The 24,509-nt window shown below is 68.4% G+C and carries 17 protein-coding genes; 9 read left to right on the top strand and 8 right to left on the bottom strand.

All coding sequences use genetic code 11. The features are described from left to right. Nucleotides 1-3 precede the first annotated feature (3 nt). The gene (gene fni, locus U0177_RS01395; protein WP_409568791.1) at nt 4-1,041 is read right to left on the bottom strand and encodes a type 2 isopentenyl-diphosphate Delta-isomerase; all 1,038 of its coding nucleotides are present in this window, start codon (nt 1,039-1,041) and stop codon (nt 4-6) included. 196 nt (nt 1,042-1,237) lie between these two features. On the opposite strand from fni, the gene U0177_RS01390 reads away from it, so the two are divergent. Further along, nucleotides 1,238-1,975 carry a peptidylprolyl isomerase gene (locus tag U0177_RS01390; RefSeq protein WP_409568790.1) on the top strand — a complete coding sequence of 246 codons (738 nt, stop codon included), beginning with the start codon at nt 1,238-1,240 and terminating at the stop codon, nt 1,973-1,975. Between the two features lie 85 nt (nt 1,976-2,060). Here U0177_RS01390 and U0177_RS01385 read toward each other — a convergent pair whose 3' ends face one another. After that, the gene (locus U0177_RS01385) at nt 2,061-3,410 is read right to left on the bottom strand and encodes a phosphomannomutase/phosphoglucomutase (RefSeq protein ID WP_409568789.1); all 1,350 of its coding nucleotides are present in this window, start codon (nt 3,408-3,410) and stop codon (nt 2,061-2,063) included. Between the two features lie 948 nt (nt 3,411-4,358). Here U0177_RS01385 and U0177_RS01380 point away from each other — a divergent pair. Beyond that, entirely contained in the window at nt 4,359-5,543 is a 1,185-nt protein-coding gene (locus tag U0177_RS01380) for a hypothetical protein (RefSeq protein ID WP_409568788.1), read from the top strand. Nucleotides 5,544-5,799: 256 nt separating this feature from the next. Continuing rightward, a complete protein-coding gene (gene hisZ / locus U0177_RS01375) occupies nt 5,800-7,269 on the top strand; it encodes an ATP phosphoribosyltransferase regulatory subunit (protein ID WP_409568787.1) in 1,470 nt (489 codons plus the stop codon). A 7-nt stretch (nt 7,270-7,276) separates the two neighbouring features. Here the strand turns inward: hisZ and U0177_RS01370 are convergent, their stop codons facing one another. Next, nucleotides 7,277-11,452: an Ig-like domain-containing protein gene (locus tag U0177_RS01370; RefSeq protein WP_409568786.1), complete on the bottom strand. Its 4,176-nt coding sequence runs from the start codon at nt 11,450-11,452 to the stop codon at nt 7,277-7,279. 316 nt (nt 11,453-11,768) lie between these two features. Between U0177_RS01370 and U0177_RS01365 the strand changes: the two genes are divergently transcribed. Beyond that, complete coding sequence (locus tag U0177_RS01365; RefSeq protein ID WP_409568785.1) at nt 11,769-12,680, top strand: 2-dehydropantoate 2-reductase; 912 nt, start codon at nt 11,769-11,771, stop codon at nt 12,678-12,680. A gap of 54 nt (nt 12,681-12,734) precedes the next feature. After that, complete coding sequence (locus U0177_RS01360) at nt 12,735-13,727, top strand: ATP-binding cassette domain-containing protein (protein ID WP_409568784.1); 993 nt, start codon at nt 12,735-12,737, stop codon at nt 13,725-13,727. 92 nt (nt 13,728-13,819) lie between these two features. Here U0177_RS01360 and U0177_RS01355 read toward each other — a convergent pair whose 3' ends face one another. Continuing rightward, complete coding sequence (locus U0177_RS01355) at nt 13,820-14,116, bottom strand: RNA recognition motif domain-containing protein (protein ID WP_409568783.1); 297 nt, start codon at nt 14,114-14,116, stop codon at nt 13,820-13,822. Nucleotides 14,117-14,409: 293 nt separating this feature from the next. On the opposite strand from U0177_RS01355, the gene U0177_RS01350 reads away from it, so the two are divergent. Both U0177_RS01350 and U0177_RS01345 read left to right on the top strand, forming a co-directional pair. Beyond that, nucleotides 14,410-15,096, top strand: coding sequence for a methyltransferase domain-containing protein (locus U0177_RS01350; RefSeq protein WP_409568782.1), 687 nt, complete (start codon nt 14,410-14,412; stop codon nt 15,094-15,096). Between the two features lie 96 nt (nt 15,097-15,192). After that, on the top strand, nt 15,193-16,005 hold the full coding sequence (locus U0177_RS01345) for a ComEC/Rec2 family competence protein (protein ID WP_409568781.1): 813 nt from the start codon (nt 15,193-15,195) through the stop codon (nt 16,003-16,005). 8 nt (nt 16,006-16,013) lie between these two features. Here U0177_RS01345 and U0177_RS01340 read toward each other — a convergent pair whose 3' ends face one another. Then, nucleotides 16,014-18,671 (bottom strand): ATP-binding protein, encoded by a 2,658-nt coding sequence (locus tag U0177_RS01340; RefSeq protein ID WP_409568780.1) that lies wholly within the window; start codon nt 18,669-18,671, stop codon nt 16,014-16,016. Between the two features lie 630 nt (nt 18,672-19,301). Between U0177_RS01340 and U0177_RS01335 the strand changes: the two genes are divergently transcribed. Beyond that, on the top strand, nt 19,302-20,468 hold the full coding sequence (locus U0177_RS01335) for a GAF domain-containing sensor histidine kinase (protein ID WP_409568779.1): 1,167 nt from the start codon (nt 19,302-19,304) through the stop codon (nt 20,466-20,468). Between the two features lie 115 nt (nt 20,469-20,583). Then, the gene (locus U0177_RS01330; RefSeq protein ID WP_409568778.1) at nt 20,584-21,918 is read left to right on the top strand and encodes a hypothetical protein; all 1,335 of its coding nucleotides are present in this window, start codon (nt 20,584-20,586) and stop codon (nt 21,916-21,918) included. Here U0177_RS01330 and radC read toward each other — a convergent pair. The 3 genes from radC to U0177_RS01315 all read right to left on the bottom strand — a co-directional run bounded on the left by radC (nt 21,915) and on the right by U0177_RS01315 (nt 24,490). Further along, on the bottom strand, nt 21,915-22,613 hold the full coding sequence (radC, locus tag U0177_RS01325; RefSeq protein ID WP_409568777.1) for a RadC family protein: 699 nt from the start codon (nt 22,611-22,613) through the stop codon (nt 21,915-21,917). The two genes, U0177_RS01330 and radC, sit on opposite strands and share 4 nt — an antisense overlap. A 77-nt stretch (nt 22,614-22,690) precedes the next feature. Next, nucleotides 22,691-24,013, bottom strand: coding sequence for a lysophospholipid acyltransferase family protein (locus U0177_RS01320; RefSeq protein ID WP_409568776.1), 1,323 nt, complete (start codon nt 24,011-24,013; stop codon nt 22,691-22,693). A gap of 6 nt (nt 24,014-24,019) precedes the next feature. Continuing rightward, entirely contained in the window at nt 24,020-24,490 is a 471-nt protein-coding gene (locus U0177_RS01315; protein ID WP_409568775.1) for an NUDIX hydrolase, read from the bottom strand. Between the last annotated feature and the right edge of the window lie 19 nt (nt 24,491-24,509).

Genomic DNA, 24,509 nt, shown 5'->3' with positions numbered 1-24,509 from the left:
TGTTCATAGTTGCTCCAGCTTCAGCCTGCGCAGCGCCCGCAGGTCGGCGCAGCCGCTGCAGAACATGGCGATCCGCAGCTCGTCGATAAATGCCTGCAGCCCGGCGATCACCGTGCCGGTGCCGCCGGCGTCGGCGGCGGGGCCGAGGGCGGGCTTGGCGGTGCCGCACAGATCGGCGCCCAGCGCGATCGCCTTAGCAATATCGACGCCGCTGCGCACGCCGCCGCTGCCGATCAGGGTGGTGGTGGGCAGAGCCGCGCGCACCTGGCAGATCGCCTCGGTGGTTGGCAGGCCCCAGCCGGCGAAGGCGCTTGCGACGCGCACGCCGGCCGCGCTGCTGTGGCGGAAGCGCTCGACCTCGCTCCAGCTGGTGCCGCCCGCGCCGGCCACATCGATGCCCCACACTCCCGCGTCGACGAGGCGCCGCGCCGTGGCCGCGCCGATGCCGTTGCCTACCTCCTTGGCGATCACCGGCACGTCGAGCGCGCGGCACACCTGCTCGATCTTGCGCAGCAGCCCCTTGAAATTGGTGTTGCCCTCGGGCTGCACTGCCTCTTGCAGCGGGTTGAAGTGCAGGATCAGCGCGTCGGCCTCGATCATCTCGACCGCGCGGCGGCACTCGTCGGCGCCGTAGCCGTAGTTCAGCTGCACCGCGCCGAGGTTCGCCAGCAGCGGGATCGTCGGCGCCACTTGGCGCACCTGGTAGGTGTAGGCCAGCCTGGCGTCGGCGATCGCCGAGCGCTGCGAGCCAACCCCCATCGCCAGCCCGAGCGCCTCGGCGGCCTCGGCCAGCGCCAGGTTGATCCGCTCGACATCGTGCGCGCCGCCAGTCATCGAGCTGATCAGCAGCGGCGCGCGCAGCCGCTTGCCTAGGAACGTGGCCGACATGTCCACCTCGGCCAGGTCGATCTCGGGGGCGGCCTCGTGCGGCAGGCGGTAGCTCGCGAAGCCGGTGTACACACCCTTGGCGGCCACGTCCTCGTCGAGCACGATCCGCACGTGATCGAGCTTGCGGCTGCTGGTGGTATCGTTATCGTTCATGTGGGCCTTTGGCAGAGCTGTGCTTGGTGCGCATTCGCCCGCAGATCATACCCAATCTCCTGGTGCTGTGTCAAATGGCCTGGCTCGCGCGTGCTTCTCAGCAGATCTTTAGCTTGTCGCCGGAGGCGATCGAGTATAATAGCCGCTGGCATATCGCCGCACCAGCCAATCTACGCTTGCAAGAGGAGTGTTGCTCGTGAGCCAGTCAAAGCAATCCCGGCCCGGTGGCGCGCCGCCGCCGCGCCAGAACTCGCTGCCCGCTATTCTTTCGGCCGCCGCAGTGGTGGTGCTGCTGCTCGGCCTGATCCTGATGCTAGTGGGCAATCGCGGCGGCACGGCTGCGGTGGCGCCCACCGCCGCGCCATTCGCGGCCGCGCCCACCGCCGGGGCCGCTGCGGCCGACGTGGCCGCGCGCAACGATAAGTACAAGGCCCAGGGCGCCCCGCCTCTGGCGATCGACCCTAAGAAGAGCTACACCGCCACCATCACCACGCCGCGCGGCGATATTGTGGTGAAGCTGCGCCCCGACCTGGCGCCGCAGACGGTCAACAGCTTTGTGTTTCTCTCGAAAGAGGGCTTCTACAACGGCGTGACATGGCACCGCGTGCTGCAGAACTTCATGGCCCAGGGCGGCGACCCGACCGGCACCGGCACGGGCGGGCCAGGCTACACCGTGCCCGACGAGTTTACTACCCAGGTGAAGTTCGATAAGCCCGGCCTGCTGGCCATGGCCAACACCGGCCGGCCGAACAGCGGCGGCTCGCAGTTCTTTATCACCACTGCCCCGGCCGACTACCTCGACGGCAAGTACACAATCTTCGGCCAGGTCGAGCAGGGCCAGGATATCGTCAACGGCATCCCGCTGCGCGACCCCGACCAGAACCCCACTACCCCCGGCGAGCAGATCGTGAAGATCACGATCGCCGAGTCGTAGGCGCGCGGCGCCCCCGAGGCGAAAAAGGCGAAGGACGAATCTGGCCGATTCGTCCTTCGTCGTGCGTTGCCGGCTGGATGTGGCGCTAGCCGCGAATGATCGCCAGCACCTCGTCGCGCCTCTGCTCCATCTCGGCCTGGCTGGCCACCGACTCGAGGTTCAGCCGCAGCAGCGGCTCGGTGTTCGAGCCGCGCACGTTGAAGTGCCAGGTGTCGTAGCTCACCGACACGCCGTCGAGCCGCTCGATCGCGCCGTCGGCGTAGCGCTCGGCCAGTTCGGCCATCTTGGCCTTGCCGTCGGCAACAGTCGAGTTGATCTCGCCCGAGATGAAATACTTGCCCTCGAGCGGCGTCAGCAGCTCCGACATCTTCTTGCCGCTCTTCGCCAGCATCTCCATGATCAGCAGCGACGGGATCAGCCCGGAGTCGGCGTAGTTGAAATCCTGGAAGTAGTAGTGCCCTGAAACCTCGCCGCCAAATAATACCTGCTCCGAGGCCATGCGCCGCTTGATGAACGCGTGGCCCACCCGCTCGATCAGCGGCGTGCCGCCGGCCGCGCTGATCAGATCGGGCACCGCCCACGAGGCGCGCACGTCGTACACGATCTTGCTGCCCGGCTTCTTCTCCAGCAGGTAGCGGCCCAGCAGCGCGGTCATGTAGTCGCCGGCCACGAACTGCCCGCGATCGTCGATCGTGAAGAAGCGGTCGCCGTCGCCGTCGAAGGCGAAGCCTGCGTCGGCGCCCTCGCTCAGCACCCGCTGCTCAAGCTCGGCGCGATTCTCGGGCTGCAGCGGGTCGAGCCCGTGGTTCGGCAGCGTGCCGTCGGGGTCGAGGTACAGGCCGGTCAGCTCGACGGGCAGGCGCGCGTAGACGCGCTTGAGGATCGGGCCGACCATGCCATTGCCGGTGTCGGCCACCACCTTGATCGGCCGGCTCTTCAGCGCCTCGACGTCGATCAGCCCCAGCACTGCTTCGATGAACTGCTCGGAAAGGTCGAGCTCGCGCATGCTGCCGTGGCGCCCGGCCGGCGCGAAGTCGTCGGTCTCGACGATCCGGCGCAGATCCTGGATGCCCTGGTCGCCGCTCAGCAGGTACGGCATCTGGCGCACCATCTTGAAGCCGTTATACTGCTTCGGATTGTGCGAGGCCGTCACCATCATGCCCGGCAGCTTCGTCTGCGCGCAGGCGAAGTAGTACTGGTCGGTGCTGACCATGCCGATGTTCACCACATCGGCGCCCTGGTCCATAATGCCGCGCGTCACGGCGTCGAAGATCTGCGGCCCCGAGGTGCGCATATCGCGCCCTACCAGCACGGTGTCGGCTTTGAGGAATGTGACGAATGCCCGCCCAATCGCGTAGGCCGCGGCTTCGTTCAGATCAGTCGGGTAGATACCACGGATGTCGTAGGCTTTGAAAATCCCAGGGTTTACCTGCATTGCTTCCTCCATTACAGTTATGGGCGCGCCGGCCGCGCGGCCGGTGAAAACGCTGTTCTACTCATGCACAAGCTACGCGGCCCGCCGCGTGGGCCTTTTTCATTATACTCGCAAGCCGCCCCCGCGATCTGCAGAAACTGTCATCCGGCATTGGCATGCAGATAACGATATTTCCACATGTTTTATGGTATAGTCCTGGTATTCATAGAGCGATCAGATACAGGCTGTACAACCACGCCGAGCGTTGGCATAGACACGATCATCATCTGTGCAATCTGTGCAATCTGTGCAATCTGTGAAGGATCGCCCTATCAGATGCTCTGCCGGCCGGCGCGTATCGGGCCGTTCGGCCTCTCACGATCTCAATGACCGCAAGCGATTGGCCTGCTAGCCTGCCGTTGCGCGCCGCGACGCTGTGCTACTTCGACATCCCCTGCGACGTATGGCCGCTCGCGCTGCTGCGCGCAGGCCAGCTCGGCGCCGATACGATTGTCGCGCCGCTCGATCTGGCGCGCCACGCGCTGCCCGACGGCGGCCTCGATCTGCTCGGCAGCAGCGCCGCCCGGCTGCGCCTGCCGGCGCTGGCGCAGGCCTGCGCCAGCGCGGGCCTGGCACTGGTGCTGCGGCTGGAGCCGCTGGCCGGCTGCGGCCTGCCGGCCGATCGGCTGCGGGGCTGGCTTGCCGCGCTGGCCCACGACCTCGCGCCCTACCAGGCGCCGCGCGGCTCGATTGCCGCGCTCTGGCTTAGCCCGGCCGACGCGGCAATCGCCGAGGATCTGCGCGCCGCCAGCTGGGCCGCCCCGATCGAGCTGCTGCCGGCGGGCATGCCCGCCGCGCCGCCGACCCCGCCGCTGCTGGCTGGCGAAGCGTGGCTCTCGTGCCGGCCGAGCCCTGGCGGCGCTGCTGCGGCGCGATGGCGGCGCGCGCCCGGCGTTCTGGCGCGCCAAGATGGCGCGGCTGCTGGTTGGCGCCGCCGCTGCCGATTTCGCCGCAGCACGCGCGCCAGCCGACCTGGCATTGCTGGCCGGCACCCCGCCCGACGCCGCGCTGCTGGCGCTTGCGCACGCGCTTGAGCGCGACGACATCGCCTTCGACCTGATCGACATCGCCGCAGCCACGCCCGCGCGGCTCGCGCGCTACACCCTGGCGCTCGTACCCGCGCACCTCACGCATCAGCCGGACGCCGCGCCGCTGGCACAGGCCAATAATATCGCGCTGCTGGCGCACCCTGGCGAGCTTCCCGCCGAGGAGTTTTTCTACAAACCGCGCCTGCCACACGCGCCGGCCGCCGAGCCGCTGCACGAGATGCTTGAGGCGCTGGGCGGACGGCCGCGCTACAGCTGGGCCAGCGACCGCGGCCTCTCGTTGCGGCTGTGCCACGGCTCGCGCTACAGCTATCTGTTCGCGCACAATCGCGGCGCGCAATTCTACAGCGGTATGCTGACCTACCGCGCGCCCGACGGCGCGGTGCTGCACCTGCATGCCAGCATTGCGGCCGCGCGCTCCGGCGCGATCCTGCTGCATGGCGACGAGGTGCTCGGCGCGGCGATCGACGGCGACGGCGCCGAAGCCGGATGGCGCGTACGCGGCCTGCAGACAAGCCTGGCCTTCAGCGGCGGCGCGGCCGCGATCGTGGCCGATCAGCACTTCTTGATCGCCACTGCCGCGCAGAATGGCCGCTTTCAGCTGCGCGCCAGCCAGCCCTGGCCCGAGATAGCCGCCTACCGGCTGCTGCTCAACGGCGCGCCGCTTCCCGCGCAGCTGGACTCCGATGCCGCGCACCTGACCCTGCCGTACCTCGCCGACGACGACCTCGGCCAGACCGACTGCTACATCGCGCTGCCGCCCGGCCGCGCGCTGCCCGATTTCATCCGCGCCTACCTTGCCACCCTGTTGCGCGCCCGCGCCGCGCTGCTGAACCACGCCGCCGCTGCCGCCCAGCCGGGCGCGCCAGCCACAGCCCTGCGCGCCGCCGCGCACGAGCTTGCAGGCGCGGCGGCTGGCCTCAGCCAGGTCGAGGCGTATGTCGCCGCCTGGCGTGCCGCCGAGGCCTACGTTGCCAGCGCAGTTGGCGCGCTTGCCGCTGGCTCCACGCAGGCCGAGGCCATTGCCGCGCTGCTCGAAAACGCCTGATTGGCGCCAGCCGCTCTTGTTATGATACCAAATTCGGCTGCTCACTTGCCCTAAGGCGGGGTTCGGGCGCGGCTTCGCCGCCCCGAAATCTCTTGGTATATCCTGCGCGGTGAAGCCGGGCAGGACATACCAAAACGAAAGGGAGCAAACGGCGCTGGTGTGAGCGCGCGTGCTCGCCCGCCAAAACCAGCGGCACTCGCAAGATCGAGTACAATGCCGGCGACGCATCGAAGCCTACCGCAAAGAACAAGGGCATATGAGCAATAGCACCACCATCGACCCGGTGCGCGGCATGCGCGACGTGCCGCCGGCCGAGCTGGCGCCGCAGCTGGCTGTGTCGGCGCGGCTCGAGCAGGCGCTGGCGAGCTACGGCTACCAGCCGATCGACCTGCCGATCATCGAGCAGCGCGACCTATACGGCCGCAAGCTTGGCGAAGAGCTTGTCGGCAAGGTCTACGAGTTTAGCTTCAACGGCCGCGAGCTGGCGCTGCGCCCCGAGTGGACGGCCTCGGTGCTGCGGGCGTATGTCGGCAAGCTGCAGGGCCAGCCGCTGCCGCTGCGGCTGCGCTACGCCGGGCCGGTGTTCCGCAACGAGCGCCCGCAGCGCGCCACCTACCGCCAGTTCACCCAGGTAGGCGTCGAGCTGATCGGCGGCCCCGCGCCGCGCGCCGACGCCGAGTGCCTGGCGCTGGCGTGCGCCGGCCTCGATGCCGCCGGCGTTGAGGGCTACCGCGTGCGGGTCGGCCACATCGGGCTGGTGCGCCAGGTGCTGCGCAGCCTGGGCCTGGCCGAGCGCACCCAGGGCCTGCTGGCCTGGAGCCTCGAGCGTATGCGCGAGCGCGGTGTGGACGCGGTGCGCGAGCGCCTCGACGCCGCGCAGAGCCCGCTGCCGTTCGACGCCGCGCTGCTCGCGGGGCTCAGCGATGCCCAGGCCGAGGCGCTGCTGCTTGGCTCGCTGGGCGCGATTGGCGTGAACCTCGAGTTCGGCACGCGCGCCCCGGCCGCGATCGTCGGCCGCTTGGTGCGCAAGCTGCGCCGCGCCGACCCACAGCCGCAGATCGAGCGCGCCCTCGCGCTGCTCGAGCGCCTCTGCGCCATCCAGGCCGCGCCGGCCGCCGCGTTCGAGCAGGCCGAGGCGCTGCTGCGCGAGTTCGATCTGCCCACCGCGCTGCTGTCCGAGCTGCGCGCGATCGTCGATCTGCTCGGCGCCCACCGCCTGCCGGCCGATCGCATCGCGCTCGATTTTGGCCTGGGCCGCGGGCTGCATTACTACACCGGCCTGATCTTCGAAATTTACGATGCCGATGAGCTGCAGCTCTGCGGCGGCGGCCGCTACGACGACCTTGTGACCGCGCTGGGCGGCCGCCAACCGACGCCCGCCGTCGGCTTCGCCTATGGCCTCGAGCGGGTCGTGGCCGCCGCGCGCCCCGCCGCGCCGCCGCGCACGCCCGAGCTGCTGGTGTCGGCCGCTGACGACACTGCCTACCCATACGCGCTCCATGTGGCCCAGGCGCTGCGCGCGCGCGGCTACATCGCCGCCGCCGATGTGCGCGCGCGCAGCGCCGCCGCCAACCAGCGCGACGGCGCGCGGCGTGGGGTTGCCGCCCTCGTGCTGGTGTCTGCCGCCGACGCTGCGACCGAGGAGCTGCTCTGGCGCGATCTTGCGACACGCGCCGAGCGGCGTGTGGCGCTGGCCGATGTGCCACCGGCCGGCGAAAGCCTATAGGCCGCGCCTACCGCGACCACCATCCTGGCGAGTGATCGTTGGCGGCGGTGAAGGTCAGGCGCTGCTGGCTCGCGCCACTTGCGTCCATTACGTAGATCTCTTGGTTGCCGTCGCGATCGGACATGAACGCAATCTGGCGGCCATCGGGCGACCACGTCGGCGTCTGGTCGGATGCCGCGCCGGTGGTCAGCCGGCGCGGGTTGGCGCCATTCGCATCCATCACGTAGATCTCCCAGTTGCCGTCACGCCGCGAGTGAAACGCGATCGAGCCGCTGTCGGGCGACCATGCCGGCGCGCGGTCGTCGGCGCTGTTGAAGGTCAGCCGGCGCTGGTTGCCGCCATTCGCATCCATCACGTAGATCTCGTCGTTGCCGTCGCGCCGCGAGCGAAACGCGATCGAGCCGCCGTCAGGCGACCACACCGGGGCGTTGTCGTCGGCGCTGTTGAAGGTCAGCCGGCGCTGGTTGGCGCCGTCGGCGTCCATCACGTAGATCTCGTTGTTGCCGTCGCGCGCCGACATAAACGCGATCGAGCGGCCATCGGGCGACCATGCCGGCGCTTCGTCGTTGGCGCTGTTGAAAGTCAGCCGGCGCTGGTTGGCGCCGTCGGCGTCCATCACGTAGATCTCGTTGTTGCCGTCGCGCGCCGACCAGAAGGTGATCTGGCGGGCGTCGGCCGACATCCCCGGCCAGCCTTCGGCGCTGGCGCTGTTCGTCAGGCGCTGCTGGTTGCCGCCGTCCGGGTTCATGCGGTAGATCTCGTCGTTGCCGTCGCGGTGCGACACAAATGTGATCGCCGGCTGTGGCGCAGGCGCGCTGGCTTGAACCTCGACCAGGCCGGCGAAGCCACGCGGCGCGCCTGGTACGCCCGCCAGCGTGCCGACGACCATGTAGCTGCCAGGTGTGGCCGGCGCGCTCAGGCTGAGCGTCAGCTGGCTGTCGGCGCCGGGCGCCAGCCCGATCGGCTGGTCGATCCGCGCAAGCACGCTTTCGTCGAGGGCGCGCAGCTCGAGCTGAAGCGTGCCGCTGAGCGCGCTGCTGCTCTGCCGGCTGTGCAGCTGCACGGCAATGTCGATCGGCCCGCTGGCGGCGGCGCTGTCGGGGATGGCCGCGTCGAGGTCGGCGGCGATCGGCGGCGGCAGTGTACGGTCGGGTACGCCGAACTGCGCCGCCTCGGCGGTGTCGGGGTCGGTGAACGTCAGCTGCGCGCCTGGCAGCATGCCGCCGGTGCCGGCCTGCATGGGCTGCAGCGCCGCCGTGAAGAGCGCGGGCTGGCCCGGCCCGAGCGTCTGCGCCCACTCGATCCGCCCGTCGACCACACTCCCGCCGCCGGCATCCACAACCGCCATGCCGTCAGGAATAGGCTGGGCAATCGCCGCCTGCAGCGCGGTGGTGAGCGGATTCTCCACGAACACGGTTAGCAGCTCCTGATCGCTGCCGCTAGCCTGGGCGATCGACGAGCGCAGCGGGAAGCTCACGGTTGCGGCGGCCTGCTCGCTCGCGGCGGCCGGCCCGTGCGGCGGCGCGCCGGCCAGGCAGCTCACCGGGTTGCCGGCCGCGTCGATACGCTGTGGATGCGCGTACTGGGCGTCGAGCGTGCCCACGAGGTATGTGCCGGTCGAGGTGCTGCCGATAATCGTGATCGGCACCGCCGATGGGTCGATCGGCGCGTCGCCCTCGCCGCCCTGGCGGTAGTCGAAGCGCAGCCGGCCGGCCTGCTGCGGCGCCAGCGTGATGCCCGGCGCCTCGCGGTACAGCGGCACTGGCTTGCTGAACCAGCCCGGCTTGTGCTGGTAGGTGGCCCAGGCCTCCAGCGTCACGTCTTCGCCGGTGTTGTTGTACACATCTACCACAGTGTAGGCGCCGTCTTCCACGAACTTGGTTCCCAGCCAGCTGCGGCACTCGCCCACGCTGTACTGCGCCGGCGGCCCAAGCGAGATCTGCGGTGGCACCGCTGCGTCGCGCGTCTTCACCAGGTACAGCCCGTTCATGGTGTTCTGGTTGATCCGCTGCAGCGTCAGCGCGGCCTCGGCGCCGTTCATGAACGCCAGGCTGTCGAACACGATCCGGCTGTCCTGGCGCAGCTTTTTCACGTCCTGCCAGCGATTCCATGCGAACATCGCGCCTTCGCCCAGCAGGTTCGCGACATAGTAGCCCGGCCCATCCCAGATCAGCGTGGCGCCAATCACCGCGCCGTTCTTGATGAGAAATGGACACCACTGGTGGCAGAAGTTGGCTTGCTGGGCCTCGCGGTCGGCGCGCGCCGTTTGCATGTATGCGGTCTGAGAGGCAATCCGCTCGGCCAGCGCCAGGTTGGCTTGCTGGCGCGCGCGCATGTCGGCCTTGTAGCTCGCCTCTTCCTCAGGCGTCAGGCCTAGGCCCGGCAGCGCCGCCAGCAGCTCGTCGCGCGGGGCCGCCAGCTCGGCGCTGTACGAGTCGGCCAAGTCTTGCATCACCTGCCCATATTCGCCAAACGGGTCGCCGGTGTTGCTCAGCAGAAATTCAAGGATCTGGCGCTCGGTTGCGCCCGCGAGCTGGGGGGCTAGTTTCTTGGCGAGCTTTGTTATTGCGAATTTGCCGCCCGATTTCATCACCTGGTCGAGCACCGGGCCGGTCAGCTCGCGGCCGTTGTGCATGCTGTCGTAGATCGGCTTGAGGAACTGCCGCTCGGCCGAGCCATTCTTGGTGTAGCCCTGCCACGATGCGTTGAGCGCGGCTTTGTAGCCGGGCGCGTTCATCTGGCTGATGCTTTTGCTGGCGAGCGACGAGCTGAACCCGCCGATCGCGCTGCCAAGCGACCAGCCGTCGAGGAATGTTCCCACGATCGTGCTGACAATGTCGCCGCCGAGCTGCACGGTGAAATAGCGCCCGGCCTGCGCCACCTGGGCGGTGTTGCTGGCGCTGTGAGCTTCATCCTCCTGGCCCGACGCGGTGAACGCGCGCACGGCCTCGGCAAAGTCGCTGGCGGGCGGCTCGGCAAAGCTCACCAGCGCTGGGCTGCTTAGCTGGATCTGGTCGGACAGATCGCTGGCCGTGATCGTCGCCTGGCCGAGCGTGCCCGAGCGAATCTGCGCGATGGCCTGGCCGTGCGCGTCGGTTGGCACGCCCGGCTGGGTCACGTGGTCGTCGGCGCGATCCGAGCGCAGCTCCACCTGCTTGCCCGGCACCGGCCGGCCCTGGCTGTCGAGCAGCGTGACGGTCAGCGTGGCGCTGGCGCGGCCGTCGGCCAGCACCTCGGCCGGCGCGGCTTCGAGCGTCGAGCGATCGGGGTCGGCGGTAAGCGTCGGGTTGATCGCGCTGTCGGCAAAGCTCAGGTAATCGCGGATGCTCTCGCTGTCGCCCGGGGCCAGCGCGCGCCCGGCCCACTCGAGGCCGGCGCCGTTGTCCAGGTAGTCGGGCACGGTGGTGTTGTCGAAGCCAGGGCCGGGCGCGCCGCCGGCCGAGATCGCCCGCCAGATCGTGCTATAGCCGGCTTCCTGGTAGGCGCTGGCCGGGGTGGCCGGCACAAACAGCTCGAACTGATCTTGTGCGCGGTTGCGCCCGCCGATCGCGCCGGTGTCGGGGTTGTAGTAGCCGGTGCCTCGGTCGTCGCCGTTCAGGTACAGGTCGGCGGCGTGGAACAGCGCGTAGCTCTGCTGTGCCGCGCCGGTGTTGCGCACCACCCACTCGTACCCGATGAAGCTGCTGCCGTTCACATAGCTGATGCGCTGCTCGATCTGCAGCTGGGCGTCGGGCGCCGCGAGCGTGGTGCTGAGCTGCCACGGGTTCGCGTCGCTGCCGTCGCCGGTTGGCCCGCTGATGCCTAGCTCATTGTAGGGTACCGGCGCGGTGTTATTGAACGGCACGCGTGGCCCCCACGCCAGCCCGGCGGCCCACAGGTATACGCCGCTGGCGCGCCCGCCGTAGAACTGCTGCACGCCATCGCGGTATACCGCTACGCTGCCGTCGCTGTAGCCGATGATACGGAAGGGCGCGCCGTTGATCTCGGCTGAAGTTGTGTTCGGCAGCGGCGCTACCAGCTCGCGCGGGCAGGCCGTGGCGCCGGCGCATGGCTTTGCCGCCGTCGCACTGCCGAACTTCTGGCCATGGGCCGGCAGGCCGCGCCGCGCCTGCGCGCCGGCTGGCTGGATCGCCAGCAGCAGCACGAGCAACAGCAGCCACATGCGGCGGGTGTGCATGTTCATTTCAAACCTCTTCTGCTGTATCGGGCGACATACACTGGTACGTCGGGTATCGCGTGGGTTGCGATGACGCGGTGTGGTGGGCGCGCAGCTGCTACAATATGTGGCTAAGGCAGGTTTGCCGAATGTCACCGTTCGGTGGAGGCTGGGGCGGCTCCGCCGCCCGCAAAGAACGCTTTTCTTGCTTTGCTGTTATGGGCAAAAACGCGATGGATTCCTGCATCGCAGTATTATATGATAAACGTAGCTCGACGCGATTTTCGTAAATGCCTCGCTGTAGCGGCCGCGCCACACGCGGCCGGTCTCATGGAGCAGCCGTATGAACATAGCGATTGTGGGCGCGGGCGGCGTGGGCGGCTATATCGGCGGCCGGCTGGCCCAGGCGGGCAATGCCGTGGCGTTTCTGGCGCGTGGCGCGCACCTGCGGGCTATTCGCGCCCGTGGCCTGCGCGTCGAGGCGCTCGGCGGCGGGTTTGTGGTGGCGCCTGCCGATGCCACCGACGACCCGGCCGAGATCGGGCCGGTCGACTTCGCCCTGGTGTGCGTCAAGGCCTACGATCTGCCCGCCGCCCTTGAGCAGATGCGCCCGCTGGTAGGGCCCGCCACCACGGTGCTGACGCTGCAGAATGGCGTCGAGGCGCCCGACCAAGCCGCCGCCGCGTTTGGCGCGGCGGTGCTGCCCGGCCTGGTCTACTCCGAGGTGTCGGTGCGCGAGCCGGGCGTCATCGTGCAGGGCTCGGCGCTCCAGCGCGTCGTGCTGGGCGAGCGCGACGGCACGCGCTCGCCGCGCGTGCTGGCCCTGGCCGCCGCGCTCGCCGACGCCGGCATCGATACAGTCGCCAGCGAGAATGTGCTCGGCGCGCTGTGGGGCAAGTTCTGCTTTATCTGCGCCATGGGCGGCTGCACCGCCCTGGCGCGCCGCCCGCTTGGCGCGCTGCTGGCCGACGCCGAGGCCCGCGCGCTGCTGCACGACGTCATGGCCGAGGTGCGGGCGCTGGCGCTGGCGCGCGGCGTGCGCTTCGACGCCGATCCGGTGGCCGCGGCCATGGCTACCGCCGAGCGCTTCCCCTATGATGCGAAATCGTCGATGCTACGCGATCTCGAGCGCGGCGCGCAGCTCGAGATCGAGGCGCTCAATGGCGCGGTGGTGCGCCTTGGCCGCGCGGCAGGCGTGGCCACCCCGGCCAACCAGGCGATCTACGCGGTGCTGCGGCTGCACCAGCCCGGCTGAGTGGCGCGGCAAAACATGGTACACTACACCCATCGCACCGCCAGAGGAGACAGCATGGGCGCAATCGTAGAGACGCGCGACCTGACACAGCGCTACGGCGCGACGCTGGCGCTCGACCGCCTGAGCCTCGAGATCCCGCAGGGCGCGATCTTCGGTTTTATTGGGCCGAACGGCGCCGGTAAAACCACTACCATGCGCATCCTCACCACCCTTCTGGCGCCTACCAGCGGCGAGGCATGGGTCGCGGGTCGCTCGGTGCTGCGCGAGCCGCTCGAGGTGCGCAAGGTCGTCGGCTTCATGCCCGATTTCTTCGGCGTCTACGACAACATGAAGGTGTGGGAGTACCTCGATTTCTTCGGGCGCGCCTATGGCATTGCGCCTGGCCGCCGCGCCGGCATGATCGACGAGCTGCTCGCCCTGGTCGATCTCGGCCACAAGCGCGACGATTTCGTCATGGGCCTCTCGCGCGGCATGAAGCAGCGCCTGAGCCTGGCGCGCACTATGATCCACGACCCCTCGCTGCTGATCCTCGACGAGCCGGCCAGCGGGCTCGATCCGCGCGCGCGGATCGAGCTGCGCGAGCTGCTGAAAGAGCTGCGCGCGCTCGGCAAAACCGTGATGATTAGCTCGCACATCCTCACCGAGCTGGCCGAGATGTGCACCCACATCGCGATCATCGAGCGCGGCAAGCTGCTGGCCGCCGGCGATGTCCAGACGATCATGCGCTCGCTTCAGCCCCACCGCACGATCGAGATCCGCGTACTGGACGGCGCCGAGCAGGCCGAGGCGCTGCTGCGCCCGCGCCCCGATGTTCTGAGCGTGCGCCGCGACGCGCCTGCCCAGGCCGAGCAGCCGCCCGCCCAGGCCGAGGCCGAGCCGTCCCACGGCGCGTATACCCTGCTGCTCGACTACACCGGCGACGAGCGCGGCCTGGGCGATCTGCTGGCCGCGCTCGTCGGCGCTGGCGTGGTCGTCACGCGCTTCGCCGAGCAGTCGAGCGACCTCGAAGATATCTTCATGCAGGTCACCAAAGGGATCGTTCAGTAGTTTGGCGCTACTCGGCTGCCCCAGCCAACAAGCAACCCCCCTTTCCGTTCAGGGAAAGGGGGGCTAGTAACGCCACCAGCGGTTTGGGCAGGCTAGTAGCGGCCACGCGACCCGCCGCGGCTGCCGCCCCGGCCACCCGCGTCGCGCTTGTCTTCGGCCTCATTTACGCGAATCTGCCGCCCGTCGACATCGCGGCCGTTTGTGGCGCTGATCACTGCGGCGACGTCCGACGCGTCAATCTCGACAAAGCCGAAGCCGCGCGAACGCCCGGTGTCGCGATCCGTCACGACCCGCGCGCTCGTCACTTCGCCATACTCGCTGAAGATCTGCTCGAGCTGAACGTCGTCGACGTTCCACGAGAGATTTCCGACGAATAACTTGATATGCATGCTATGCTCCTTTGCTCACACAAAATGTGCGGCAGCTATTCAGCAACAGATCCATGCCGGGCTGCTGCAGACATCCGTTAGGCCGAACCGTAGTACTGCCGATCGAGCGAAGCGGCATTCTTCACCTGCTCGGCGCTGCTACCGTGTAAGGCAGCGGCGCTCGCGAGCGCCCACAGCCCAGGAGAGCATGCACGTCGCGCAGCCTTAGCTTGGCTAACCGGCTAAGTATACCGCATACATCGTAAAATTGCTTGTAAAAAAGTGTGAACCACCCAATGAATCTATTGCAACCATTGCCCCGTAGCGCTGACGCTGAACTGCTTGATTTGCCCGCGCCCAACCTCGGCGCGCTGGCCGAGAACCTGCGCGACCTGCGCGACCTCGACCGACTTCTGGGCAGCAGCGCGCTCACCTGGCGCGGCCTCTGGCCCATGCTTCGGCAGCTGCCGCCTAGCGCCCCGATCACCCTGCTCGACGTCGCCACCGGCGGCGCGGTCGGGCCGCGCTACCTCGCACGCGCTGCCGGCCGCCGTGGCTACAATCTGCGGCCGTTCGCCTCCGACCGGCTGGCCGAAGTGCTGCGGCTGGCCCGCTCTGCCGGCGCTGCCTTCCCGCTCATCCGCCACGACGCGCTGGCTATTCCGCTGCCCGACCGCGCCGTCGATTTCACGACCTGCGCGCTCGCGCTGCACCACTTCGATCCCGAGGCCGCCGCAGCGCTGCTGCGCGAGCTGGCGCGAGTCTCGCGCCATGGCGTGGTGGTGAACGACCTGCGCCGCGCCCGGCCGGCCTACTGGGGCGCGCGCCTGCTGGCGCTTGGCCCCTGGCATGCCATGGCCCGCCACGATGGCCCGCTCTCGGTGCTGCGCGCCTACACGCTGGCCGAGGCGCGCGCGCTGGCCGTGCGCGCTGGGCTGCCGGGCGCTCGCGTCGTCGCCTACGCGCCTTTCCGCATGTTGATCACCCTTCGCATAGCATAATCCGTGCCGGTAACGGCCGTGCGCTACACTAGCTGGGCTTCCGCGCTCGCCCCGCGCCTGGCGCGTGTGCTTTTAGCTGAAAGGTACGCCCCGCGTATGCCCGCCACTCCGCCTACCTCGCCCGCGCGCCGGCTGCTGGCACAGGCGCTGCTGCTCGCGCTGCTTCTGGCCGCGCTCGCCTGGCGCGCCCGCCCCGATGGCGCCCTCCATGTGATCTTTCTCGAAACTCAGGGCGACGCGGCGCTGATCCAGACGCCCGCCGGCGGCTATGTGCTGATCGATGGCGGCTCCGACCCGGCAGCCCTGGCTGCGGCGCTCGGCCGCCAGCTGCCATTCTGGCGCCGTACGCTCGACGCGGTTGTGCTCACCGGCGCCGACGCCGCGCGCCTGCCGGGCCAGGTGGCCGCGCTGGCGCGCTACCATGCCAACCTCGCGCTTCTGCCGCCCGCGGCTGGGCGCGGCGCGGCCCTCGACGAGTGGCGGCGCCTGGCGCTGGCCGAGGGCACACCCGTGCGCGTCGCGCGGGCGGGCGAGCGGCTTGGGCTGGGCGGTGCGCTGCTGAGGGTGCTGGCCGCCGACGCCGAGCGTGGCTTGCTGCTGCGGCTTGAGTACGGAGCGACCAGCGTTGTGTTCGATCAAAGTGGTCTCGACGAGCTGCCTGCCGGGCTGGCCGCGCGCTCCGTCGATCTCCTGGCCTTCCCCTGGGAGCACGACCCGCGCGTCGGGCTGGTGGCCACGCTTCGCCCGCGTGCGATCGTCTTCACCGATGGCAGCCAGGCCGAGCAGCCGGCCGAGCTGAGTTTCGCCGAGCGTGCCCCGGCCGGCACACGGCTGTACCACGAACGTGTCGATGGTACGATCAGCTGGGCCAGCGATGGCCGGCGCTTCTGGATTGCCACCGAGCGCTAGGGCGGCCGCTACACACTGCGCATCGGCGGCAGGTGCTCGATCGCGTCGGCCAGCACACTCTCGAGCGCTGCGCTGCGGCCGGTGGCCCAGGCCCCGGCAAAAATTGCGTCGTTGCGGCAGCGCTGGCGCACTTTTTCAACCGCCTGCATGTAGCCGGGCCGCTCGGAAGGCGGCAGCGGCGCGCCAATCGCTTCGCGCAGCGCCTCGGCCGCACCCAGCAGCCGCGCGGCCTTGGGGCCGCGCGTGGCCTCGAGCGTCTGCGCCAGGCCCTCAAGGCAAAAAGCCATACGCCGCTTGTCGCCAACCTGCGCCGATAGCACCAGCCCCTCGCCAAAAAGCTGCCGCGCCATCGCCATGTCGCCGCGCGCGCGCGCTGCCTCGCCCATATCGGTAAGCAGCAGCGCGACGCCCATGCGGTCGCCAACCTCGCGTATCAGCCGCATGCTCTCGTCCAGCAGCACGCGCGCGCGCTGCTGATCGCCCTGCCGCGACATCGCCATGCCCAGTGTGTCGAGCGCGTAGGCCGTGCCCATTCGGTCGCCAAGCTCGCGGTACGCGGCTACGCTCTGCTCTGAAAGCTCGCTCGAGCGCGCGAAGTCGCTTTGCCAGTAGGCCACCACCGCCAAGTTAAACAGCGCCTGCGCTACGCCGTGCTGGTTTCCCAAGGCGCGGTAGATCGCCAGGCTCTCGGTGAAGCAGTCGATCGCCTGAGCAAACTCGCCCTGGTCTTTCGCCACCAGGCCGATATTCTTCAGCACCGACGCGGCCTCGGGCAGCGCGCCAAGCCCGCGGTACGTTTCCAGGCACTCGGCGTACAGCGCCTTCGCCGTGGCATAATCATTCTGGTAGAATGCGACGCTGCCTAAATTCAAGCGCGCGTCGACCATGCCCCGCCGATCGCCAAGCAGCTGGCTGATCCCCAGCGCCGCCTCGGATCGCGCGCGGGCTTCGGGCAAGTCGCCCTGCTGATACGCCAGAAACCCAGCGGTCGCCAGGCCGCGCGCGCGCGTCGGCAGCGGGATCGCGGCGCTGCGTGCATCGGCCATCAGCGCTTCGATCTGCGCGCGGCCTTCCGGCAGGTAGCCACGCATTGGCCAGAACTGGCGCAAGCAGACGATCAGCTCGATGCCGCCGGCTGGATCTTCGGCCGCGAACCAGGCCAGCGCCGCCCGCAGGTTGGCGAACTCAGTCTCGATCTGCCGGAACCAGCGCTCCTGCTCGGCTCCGCTGAGCGCGGGCATCGCCGCGCGCGCCAGCTCCAGGTAGTAGCCGGCGTGGCGCTTGGCTGTTTCGGCAAAGGTGCCGGTGTCAAGCTGCTCGCGGGCGTACTCGCGTATTGTCTCGAGCATGCCGAAGCGCGGTTGACCATCCGCGCTGGTGTCGCAATTCAGCAGGCTCTGGTTGACAAGCGCCTGCAGGCCGGCCAGTACCGCGCTTTCGTCGATGCCACAGGCAGGCTGGCTGCACACCACTGCGGCGGCTTCGGCGGTGCAGCCACCCGCGAACACCACCATCCGCGCCAGCAGCGCGCGCTCCTCGGCGTGCAGCAGCGCGTAGCTCCAGTCGAGCGTGCCGCGCAGGGTTTGCTGGTGCGATGGCAGGTCGCGCGGGCCATCGATCAGAATGTGGAGCGCTCGTGCGCCCGAGGCATTGTGGAGCCGTTTGAGTAGCGACACCGGGCTAAACAGCCGGCTGCGCGCCGCCGCTAGCTCGATCGCGAGCGGTAGCCCATCGAGGTTCGCACAGATCGCCGCAATCGCGCGCAGGTTTTCCTCGCTGCGCTCGAAGCTAGTATCAACCGCCTCGGCCCTGGTGACAAACAGCTGCACCGCTGCGTATTCGGCTAGCTGCGCCGGCGTTGCGCTGGCTTGTGGTGCGGGTAGCGCCAGCGCTGGCACCGCAAACAGGTGCTCGCCCGAAAGCTGCAGCGCGGCGCGGCTCGTCACCAGCGCCTTGACCTGCGGCGCAGCCTTCAGCAGATCGGCTACCAGTGGCGCGGCCGCCAGCACCTGCTCGAAGTTGTCGAGGATGAGCAGGATGCGCCGGTTGTACAGCGCGTCGCTCAGCATATCGAGCAACGGGCGATCGTCGGTGTGGCCGAGCGCCAGCGCCTGTGCGATCGTCGGCAGCACCAGCGCGGGGTCGCAGATCGGCGCCAGCGCGATGAAGTACATGCCGTCGGCGAAAAGCTGGCCCGAGCTGGCAGCCGCGTGTAGCGCCAGGCGTGTCTTGCCGATCCCCGGCGGCCCCACCAGCGTGAGCAGACGCAGGTCGTCGCGCGCGAGCGCCGCGCACAGCTGCTCGGTCTCGCGTACCCGGTCGATCAGCGGCGTGAGCGGGGTTGGGATGTGCGCCGCAGCCGCCGGCGGCCTGGCGCGCGGTGCGCTGCTGGCCGGCGCCTCGCCGCGCGCCACGGCAGCCAGCTCGAGAAGGCGCTCGGCCAGGGCGGGCTCGGTCTCGAGGCCGAGCGCGGGCACGAACAGCGCCGCTAGCGTGCTCATGTCCGGTAGGCGCTGATTCTGCTCGAGCCGGCTGATCTGGCTTTCGCTGTACCCGACGGCAATGGCTAGGTCGCGCTGCTGAAGCCGCGCCCGGCGCCGCAAGTAGCGCAACATCTCGCCGAAATTGGCGAAGCCGATGGAGGGGGTGCCTGGGCCTGCCTGCATAGAGCCTCCCGCGTGCGCAGGTCGAAGTGTCGATTGTCGGCGTAGGCTGCCTATGGAAGTAAACGGGCAATTCGGGCCGAATTCTGATCGTGATCTGTCAAGAAATGTCAGGTCTCGGTGTGCGCGGCGGTGTATACTTGGCGTGCTGCTATCGCATCGGCCGGCGGCCGGCGGATTTCCCCCAATTCGCTGGTTGCCGCCGATCTTGCCGCCTTTCTTTTTTTGGCCCCTCGTTATTATCCCCCTTGTTTGCTGATCGGCGCTGCATCTTGTGCTGTTTCTTGCGCCCGCGCTGCGAGCCTGTGTCGTATTCGGCTAGGCCCGGCGCTCTTTGCCCTTGTCCTTAGAGCCTGTTTGAAAGGGGGGCGAGGGGCATAGCCCCTCGCACTTCCTTCTGGCGGGTGGCGGCCACGTTCGTGGCCGCCACCCGCCAGAAAAAGTGGATATTTAGAGGGACTGCGTCCCTCCAAACCACCCTTTTCAGCCAACTTCTAACGCACGTGCATAGCTCCTACGCAGATGATGCCCCGGCCAAGGGTAGGGGTGCTCAGGGCGACGTCAAAGCCGCCGATATCCGCGCACGCGCCGCATGGTACAATAGACATCCATTTTAATTGCCGAGGCCAAGCAATGAGCGATATCCAGCGCCGCGAGCAGCAGCGTGACCGCCAGGTGCGCTATTTTGCCACGCTCAAGGTGATCGCCGAAACGCTCAATAATGGCGTAAGCCTGCGCCAAACTCTTGCTGGTACTATGCCGTTGGTGATCGAGCTGCTGCAGCTCCACACCGGCTGGCTGTTCCTTGCCGACGAGCAGCTGGCCTTCGCGCTGGCTACATCGCACGAGCTTCCGCCTGCGCTTGCTTTTCCTGGGCCGGCCTGGGAGGGTGAGTGCGAGTGCCAGAAGCTCGCATGCGCCGGCTCGCTGCACACCGGCGCCCAGGTCGTCGAATGCAGCCGGCTGCGCGGCGCCGCTGGCGACCGCCAGGGCCTGGCCTACCACGCCAGCGTGCCGCTCGTGAAAGGCGAGCGCATGCTTGGAATCATGAACGTTGCCACGCCGCAGTGGGATGTTTTTACGCCGCAAGATATCGAGATCCTGTCGGCGATCGGTCATCAGATCGCCACGGCGATAGAGCGCACCCAGCTGGCCGAGCAGGCCATGCGCGTGGCCCTGGTCGAAGAGCGCAATCGCCTGGCGCGCGAGGTGCACGATACGCTGGCCCAGGAGCTAACCGGCATTGCGCTGCAGCTCGAGGCGGCCGATGCCTTGCTCGCGAGCGCCCCCGAGCGCGCCCGCGCCCGCATCCGCCAGGCGCTCGAACGTACGCGCGAGAGCCTCGACGAAGCCCGCCGCTCGGTGCTCGATCTGCGCGCCGGCCCACTCGAGCGCCAGGCGCTGCCCGCCGCGCTGGCCGAGCTGGCCCAACGCTTCGCCGGCGAGACGCAGATCGCCATTCGGGCCGATCTGCCGCCGATCAGCCCGCGCCTGCCCGCCCGCGTCGAAGAGGCGCTGTATCGCATCGCCCAGGAGGCCCTGGTGAATGTACGCCGCCACGCCCAGGCCGCACACGTCGCGCTGTCGCTCCAGCTGAGCGGTAGCCAGGTGTTGCTGGTGATCGCCGACGATGGCCGCGGCTTTGATGCGGCTCAGGCGTCGGCCGGCACGCCGTCCGAGCGGCGTGGTTTTGGGCTGATTGGCATGCAAGAGCGCGCCCATATGCTGCGCGGCACCATGCGCATGCATAGCGGCAGCGGCAGCGGTACGCGCGTCGAGGTGGCAATACCGCTCGAATAGCCTAGCCAAATGACATTTTTGTTATCTACGTGCCCTTCCCATTTGGATCGTACGTTTCCTCTAATACCGGCTTATAATCGCTCGCGTGGGGACGACAATGAACAAACCGCATCCCATGCCCCTGCTTCGGATCATCGCCTGCCTGGCCATGCTCGCCGGGCTGCTCGCAGCAGCCGGGCTTGCCGTCACGCCGGCTGTGGCCGTCAACTCGCCGAAGACGCTGATTAGCTCAAACATTACCACCAGCACGACCTGGACGCTGGCTAACAGCCCGTACCTGGTCACAGCGCCGATTGCCGTCGCTGCCGCCGCCACGCTCACGATCGAGCCTGGCGTCGAGGTGCAGTTTCTCAAAGCCACGGGCCTGCGCATCGACGGCGGCCTGCAGGCGCGCGGCACCCACGCGCGCCAGATCTGGCTGCACGCCGCCGGCGACGATTGGGCCGGCCTCGAAGTCGTCCAGCCCGCCGGCGACATTCTGCTGCAGTCGGTGACACTTGAGAACGGCCTGTCTGGCCTGTCGATCACTCCCACCTCCACGCTTGCGCCAGGCGCCGCGCCGCGCCGCGTCGATCTGCTCGAAAGCCTGCTGCGCGCCAATACGGTTGGCGTCAGCGCCGACTACACGCTCGGCAATAGCGTGCGCCTGACCATGCGCAATAACCTGATCACCGGCAATTTGCTCGGGCTGCGCGTCAATGGCAAGCCTGCGGGCCAGTCGGTGCTTGGGCTGAGCTACAACAGCTTTGTGAGCAACGGCATTGGCCTCAAGGCGCTCAATATCAGCAGCGGGCAGCTTGAGGCTGGGTGGCAGTGGTGGAACGACGCGGGCGGGCCGCAGATCCTATCCAACGACTCGCTCACCTGCCAGAACTCGGCCGCGCCAGCGCCGGGGTCGTCGCCCGCCGAGCTGATTTGTGGGCAGGGGCTGGTGAACGTTGAGCCGTTCACGAAGGCGCCGGCTGGCCGCGCGATCGTGGCGCCAAATGCGCAGGGTCAGGTCGAGGCGGCGATTGGCGCTGGCGCGCTGAACGATATTGTCGGCACGACCAGCCTGGTGACGATCACCGTACCGCTTAATACCTTCAGCCAGCCAGTCGACCTGCTGGTCGCGCCGCGCGTGTTCGATACCGCCCCGCCTGGCCAGCCGACCCAGCTCGGCTTTGAAGTAACCGCAGCGGCCGGCGGCCAGGAGCTGCGCAGCTTCAACGGCACCAAGCAGATAACCGCCGAGCTGAGCTATACGCCCCAGGATCTCAGCGGCGCCGACGCGAACAAGCTCATGCTGTTCTTCTACGACGAGCAGCATCAGCGCTGGGATTTCACTGGCATCGCATCCGGCGGCGACCCGCAGAGCCTGCGCTTTATCGCGCGCCTGAGCCACCTGAGCCGCCTGCGGGTCGCCGCGATCGACCTGTTCTTCGATTACCTGCCGGTGGTGCAAAACTAGCGGCTGAAGCCAAGCCCGCGCTCGCGCATGCTCACGAAGCGGCCCTGCCCGATCACAAGGTGGTCGAGCACTTCGACATCGAGGAGCTTGCCGGCAGAAACGATCTCGCGCGTTACCAGCACATCCTCGGGGCTGGGCGTTGGGTCGCCCGATGGGTGGTTGTGCGCAACAATCAGCGCGGCGCTGTTGTGCCGCAGCGCTGCCTTGAACACCTCGCCCACGCGCACCAGCGAGGCATTCAGGCTGCCGACATAGACAGTCGATACCGCCTGGACGCGGTTTTTCGTGTCGAGCAGCACGGTTCGCAGGTGCTCCTGGTCGAGGTGGCCCATTTCGAGCATGAGCAGCTGCGCGGCGTCGGTGGGGTTTTTGATCTGCAAACGCTCGGCCGGGTCGGCCAGCAGCAGGCGCCGCCCGATCTCCAGCGCGGCTTTCAGCGTGGCGGCTTTGGCTTCGCCGATGCCGTGCCGCCGGCACAGCTCGCCGTAGTCGCAGCGCAGCAGCCCCGGCCAGCCGCCCTGTTCCACCAGCAGTTGCTGCGCCAGCAGCAGTACGTTCGTGCCGGGCACGCCTACGCGCAGCACGATCGCCAGCAATTCGGCGTCGCTTAGCGCCTGCGCGCCCAGGTCGCGCAGGCGCTCGCGCGGCTGCGCGCCGGCCGGCAGCTCCTTGATTCGTAGATGGTACTCGGGCATCACGGTCCTTCATGCTATGGCTTGAACCCATGCCTGTACTACCGTGCCGTGTATGGTGGTGATATGGCCTGTAAGTCTCAGTTCTGCGCCGCCTGCACGGCCCTGCCTACCTGCTCGGCTAGCGCCGTGCGCCGCGCCACCAGCTCGCGCACCAGCGCGCGGTGCCGCAGCGTCAGCCAGGTGTAGCCCAGCGCCTCGCGGAACTCGCGCCAGAACTCGCCCCAGCGCAGCGCGGCATAGGCCAGCGCCGGCGCGGCTATCAGCAGCGCCAGCCCCCACCAGCCGCTCACCAGCCATCCGGCGATCAGCGCCGCAATGACCCAGCCAAGCACCACCAGCACGGTGCCGATGATCAGCTTGCCGGTGCTGGTTGTCTCTTCGAATTTGCCCAGCAGCACCGGCGTCAGCGGCGCCGCTAGCCGGTAGGTCGCGTAGCTCAGCACGAATCCGGCGAGCGCTGGCGCCAACAGCGCCAGCAGCAGTAGCCCCAGCCCAAACAGGCGCCCGCGCCGCACTGCGCTCAGCTCGAGATCCCACGGATCGGTTATGCCGAAGGTGCGCAGCACCCGCGCGTAGCGCCGCGCCTGTTGCTCGAGCGCCGCGAGCCTGGCTGGGTCGGTTGCCCGCAGGCGCTGGTATGCCGCTAGCAGCGCGGCAGTGCGGGCGTGCTGCTCCTCAAGCGTCTGCGGCTCGTGTGGCGCTGTCCAGGCCGCCACCAGCGGCAGGCCCTTCAGCAGCTCGGCATTCTCGGCCTGCAGCACCACCTCGTCGAGATACATGTCGATCCGCTCGGTCAGGCGGTCGGCGGCGCCGTGCGGGTCGCTGGCGTACAGCGCTGCCAGATCGTCGATCGTAAATGGCCGCCCTACCACCACCAGCGCCGCCGAGCGAAAGCGTGCTTTGTCCTGGTACCACAGTCCTACCGGCACCACCCGCAGATCGATCGCCCAGCCGGTTTCGGCCTCGGCGCTTAGCGCGATCCGCGCCGCGCCAGTGCGCAGCGGCAGCATTGTGGTATGCGAGTGCGTCGTGCCTTCGGGAAACAGCGCGAGCGGGTGATTACGCTGCAGCAGCTCGCGGCAGCGCGCGAAGGTTGCCTCGTTGCGGCTGCTGCGGTCGCCCTGCGCCCCGCCCGCCAGCCCCTCGTCGCGCGGGCGATACACCGGCAGTGCGCCAAACGCCGCCATGAGCACGCGGCCCACCGGGTTGGCGAAAAACGTGCTTTTCGCCAGAAACGCCACATGCTGGCGCAGCCCAATCATCAGCACCAGCGCGTCGAGCAGGCCATTGGGATGGTTCGCAACCATGAGCATCGGCTGCCCGGTGGGCAGCCGATCAAGCCCGCGCACCTCGATGCGCGGGTAGAACAGCCGAACCAGCTGCAGAATGATCAGGCGCATGCGATATTAGCTCTGCTTTGCCTCTGGCCCGCCCAGCAACAGCGCCCGCGCATCGCGCACAATGTTGCGCACGCGCTTGCGCCGGATGCGCCGCAGCGCTGCCGTGAGCGGAAACCAGCGCGTGCGCACGATGCGCTCTTTTGCCTGCGGCCGCGGCCGGCCCGAAACCGCCCGAACCAGGTAGTACGTCACACTTTTGCGGCGCGGCCGCCCAGCCTTCTGAATAGTATAAACGACTTGGCCCACCAGCTGCTCAACTTCGCCCGTAATGCTGGTTTCTTCGGCTACCTCGCGGGCTACGGCTAAGCGCTCTTCTTCGCCTGGCTTGATCCGGCCCTTTGGTAGCGTCCAGAAGCCGCCCTGTTTCTTGATCAGCAAGATCTCGATCTGGCCGCGGGCGTTGCGCCGGTATACCACGCCGCCGGCCGCGCTGATCAGCGCGTCGAGATCCGGCCCCTCGAATGCGGTTGGATCCATGTCAAGACTCATCCGTGTA

This window comes from Kouleothrix sp., assembly GCF_046328425.1.
GTDB lineage: Bacteria > Chloroflexota > Chloroflexia > Chloroflexales > Roseiflexaceae > Kouleothrix.
The sequence above is the reverse complement of the archived record's forward strand: the minus strand, read 5'-3'. Positions and strand labels throughout refer to the sequence as shown.

Bases quoted from the DNA above. Each gene is read 5' to 3' on its own strand.
- radC (WP_409568777.1), bottom strand. From the start codon at position 22,613: ATGCCCGAGTACCATCTACGAATCAAGGAGCTGCCGGCCGGCGCGCAG.
- U0177_RS01355 (WP_409568783.1), bottom strand. From the start codon at position 14,116: ATGCATATCAAGTTATTCGTCGGAAATCTCTCGTGGAACGTCGACGAC.
- U0177_RS01315 (WP_409568775.1), bottom strand. From the start codon at position 24,490: ATGGATCCAACCGCATTCGAGGGGCCGGATCTCGACGCGCTGATCAGC.
- U0177_RS01335 (WP_409568779.1), top strand. From the start codon at position 19,302: ATGAGCGATATCCAGCGCCGCGAGCAGCAGCGTGACCGCCAGGTGCGC.
- U0177_RS01360 (WP_409568784.1), top strand. From the start codon at position 12,735: ATGGGCGCAATCGTAGAGACGCGCGACCTGACACAGCGCTACGGCGCG.
- U0177_RS01320 (WP_409568776.1), bottom strand. From the start codon at position 24,013: ATGCGCCTGATCATTCTGCAGCTGGTTCGGCTGTTCTACCCGCGCATC.
- fni (WP_409568791.1), bottom strand. From the start codon at position 1,041: ATGAACGATAACGATACCACCAGCAGCCGCAAGCTCGATCACGTGCGG.
- U0177_RS01370 (WP_409568786.1), bottom strand. From the start codon at position 11,452: ATGAACATGCACACCCGCCGCATGTGGCTGCTGTTGCTCGTGCTGCTG.
- U0177_RS01365 (WP_409568785.1), top strand. From the start codon at position 11,769: ATGAACATAGCGATTGTGGGCGCGGGCGGCGTGGGCGGCTATATCGGC.
- U0177_RS01340 (WP_409568780.1), bottom strand. From the start codon at position 18,671: ATGCAGGCAGGCCCAGGCACCCCCTCCATCGGCTTCGCCAATTTCGGC.
- hisZ (WP_409568787.1), top strand. From the start codon at position 5,800: ATGAGCAATAGCACCACCATCGACCCGGTGCGCGGCATGCGCGACGTG.
- U0177_RS01380 (WP_409568788.1), top strand. From the start codon at position 4,359: ATGGCGCGGCTGCTGGTTGGCGCCGCCGCTGCCGATTTCGCCGCAGCA.
- U0177_RS01330 (WP_409568778.1), top strand. From the start codon at position 20,584: ATGCCCCTGCTTCGGATCATCGCCTGCCTGGCCATGCTCGCCGGGCTG.
- U0177_RS01385 (WP_409568789.1), bottom strand. From the start codon at position 3,410: ATGCAGGTAAACCCTGGGATTTTCAAAGCCTACGACATCCGTGGTATC.
- U0177_RS01345 (WP_409568781.1), top strand. From the start codon at position 15,193: ATGCCCGCCACTCCGCCTACCTCGCCCGCGCGCCGGCTGCTGGCACAG.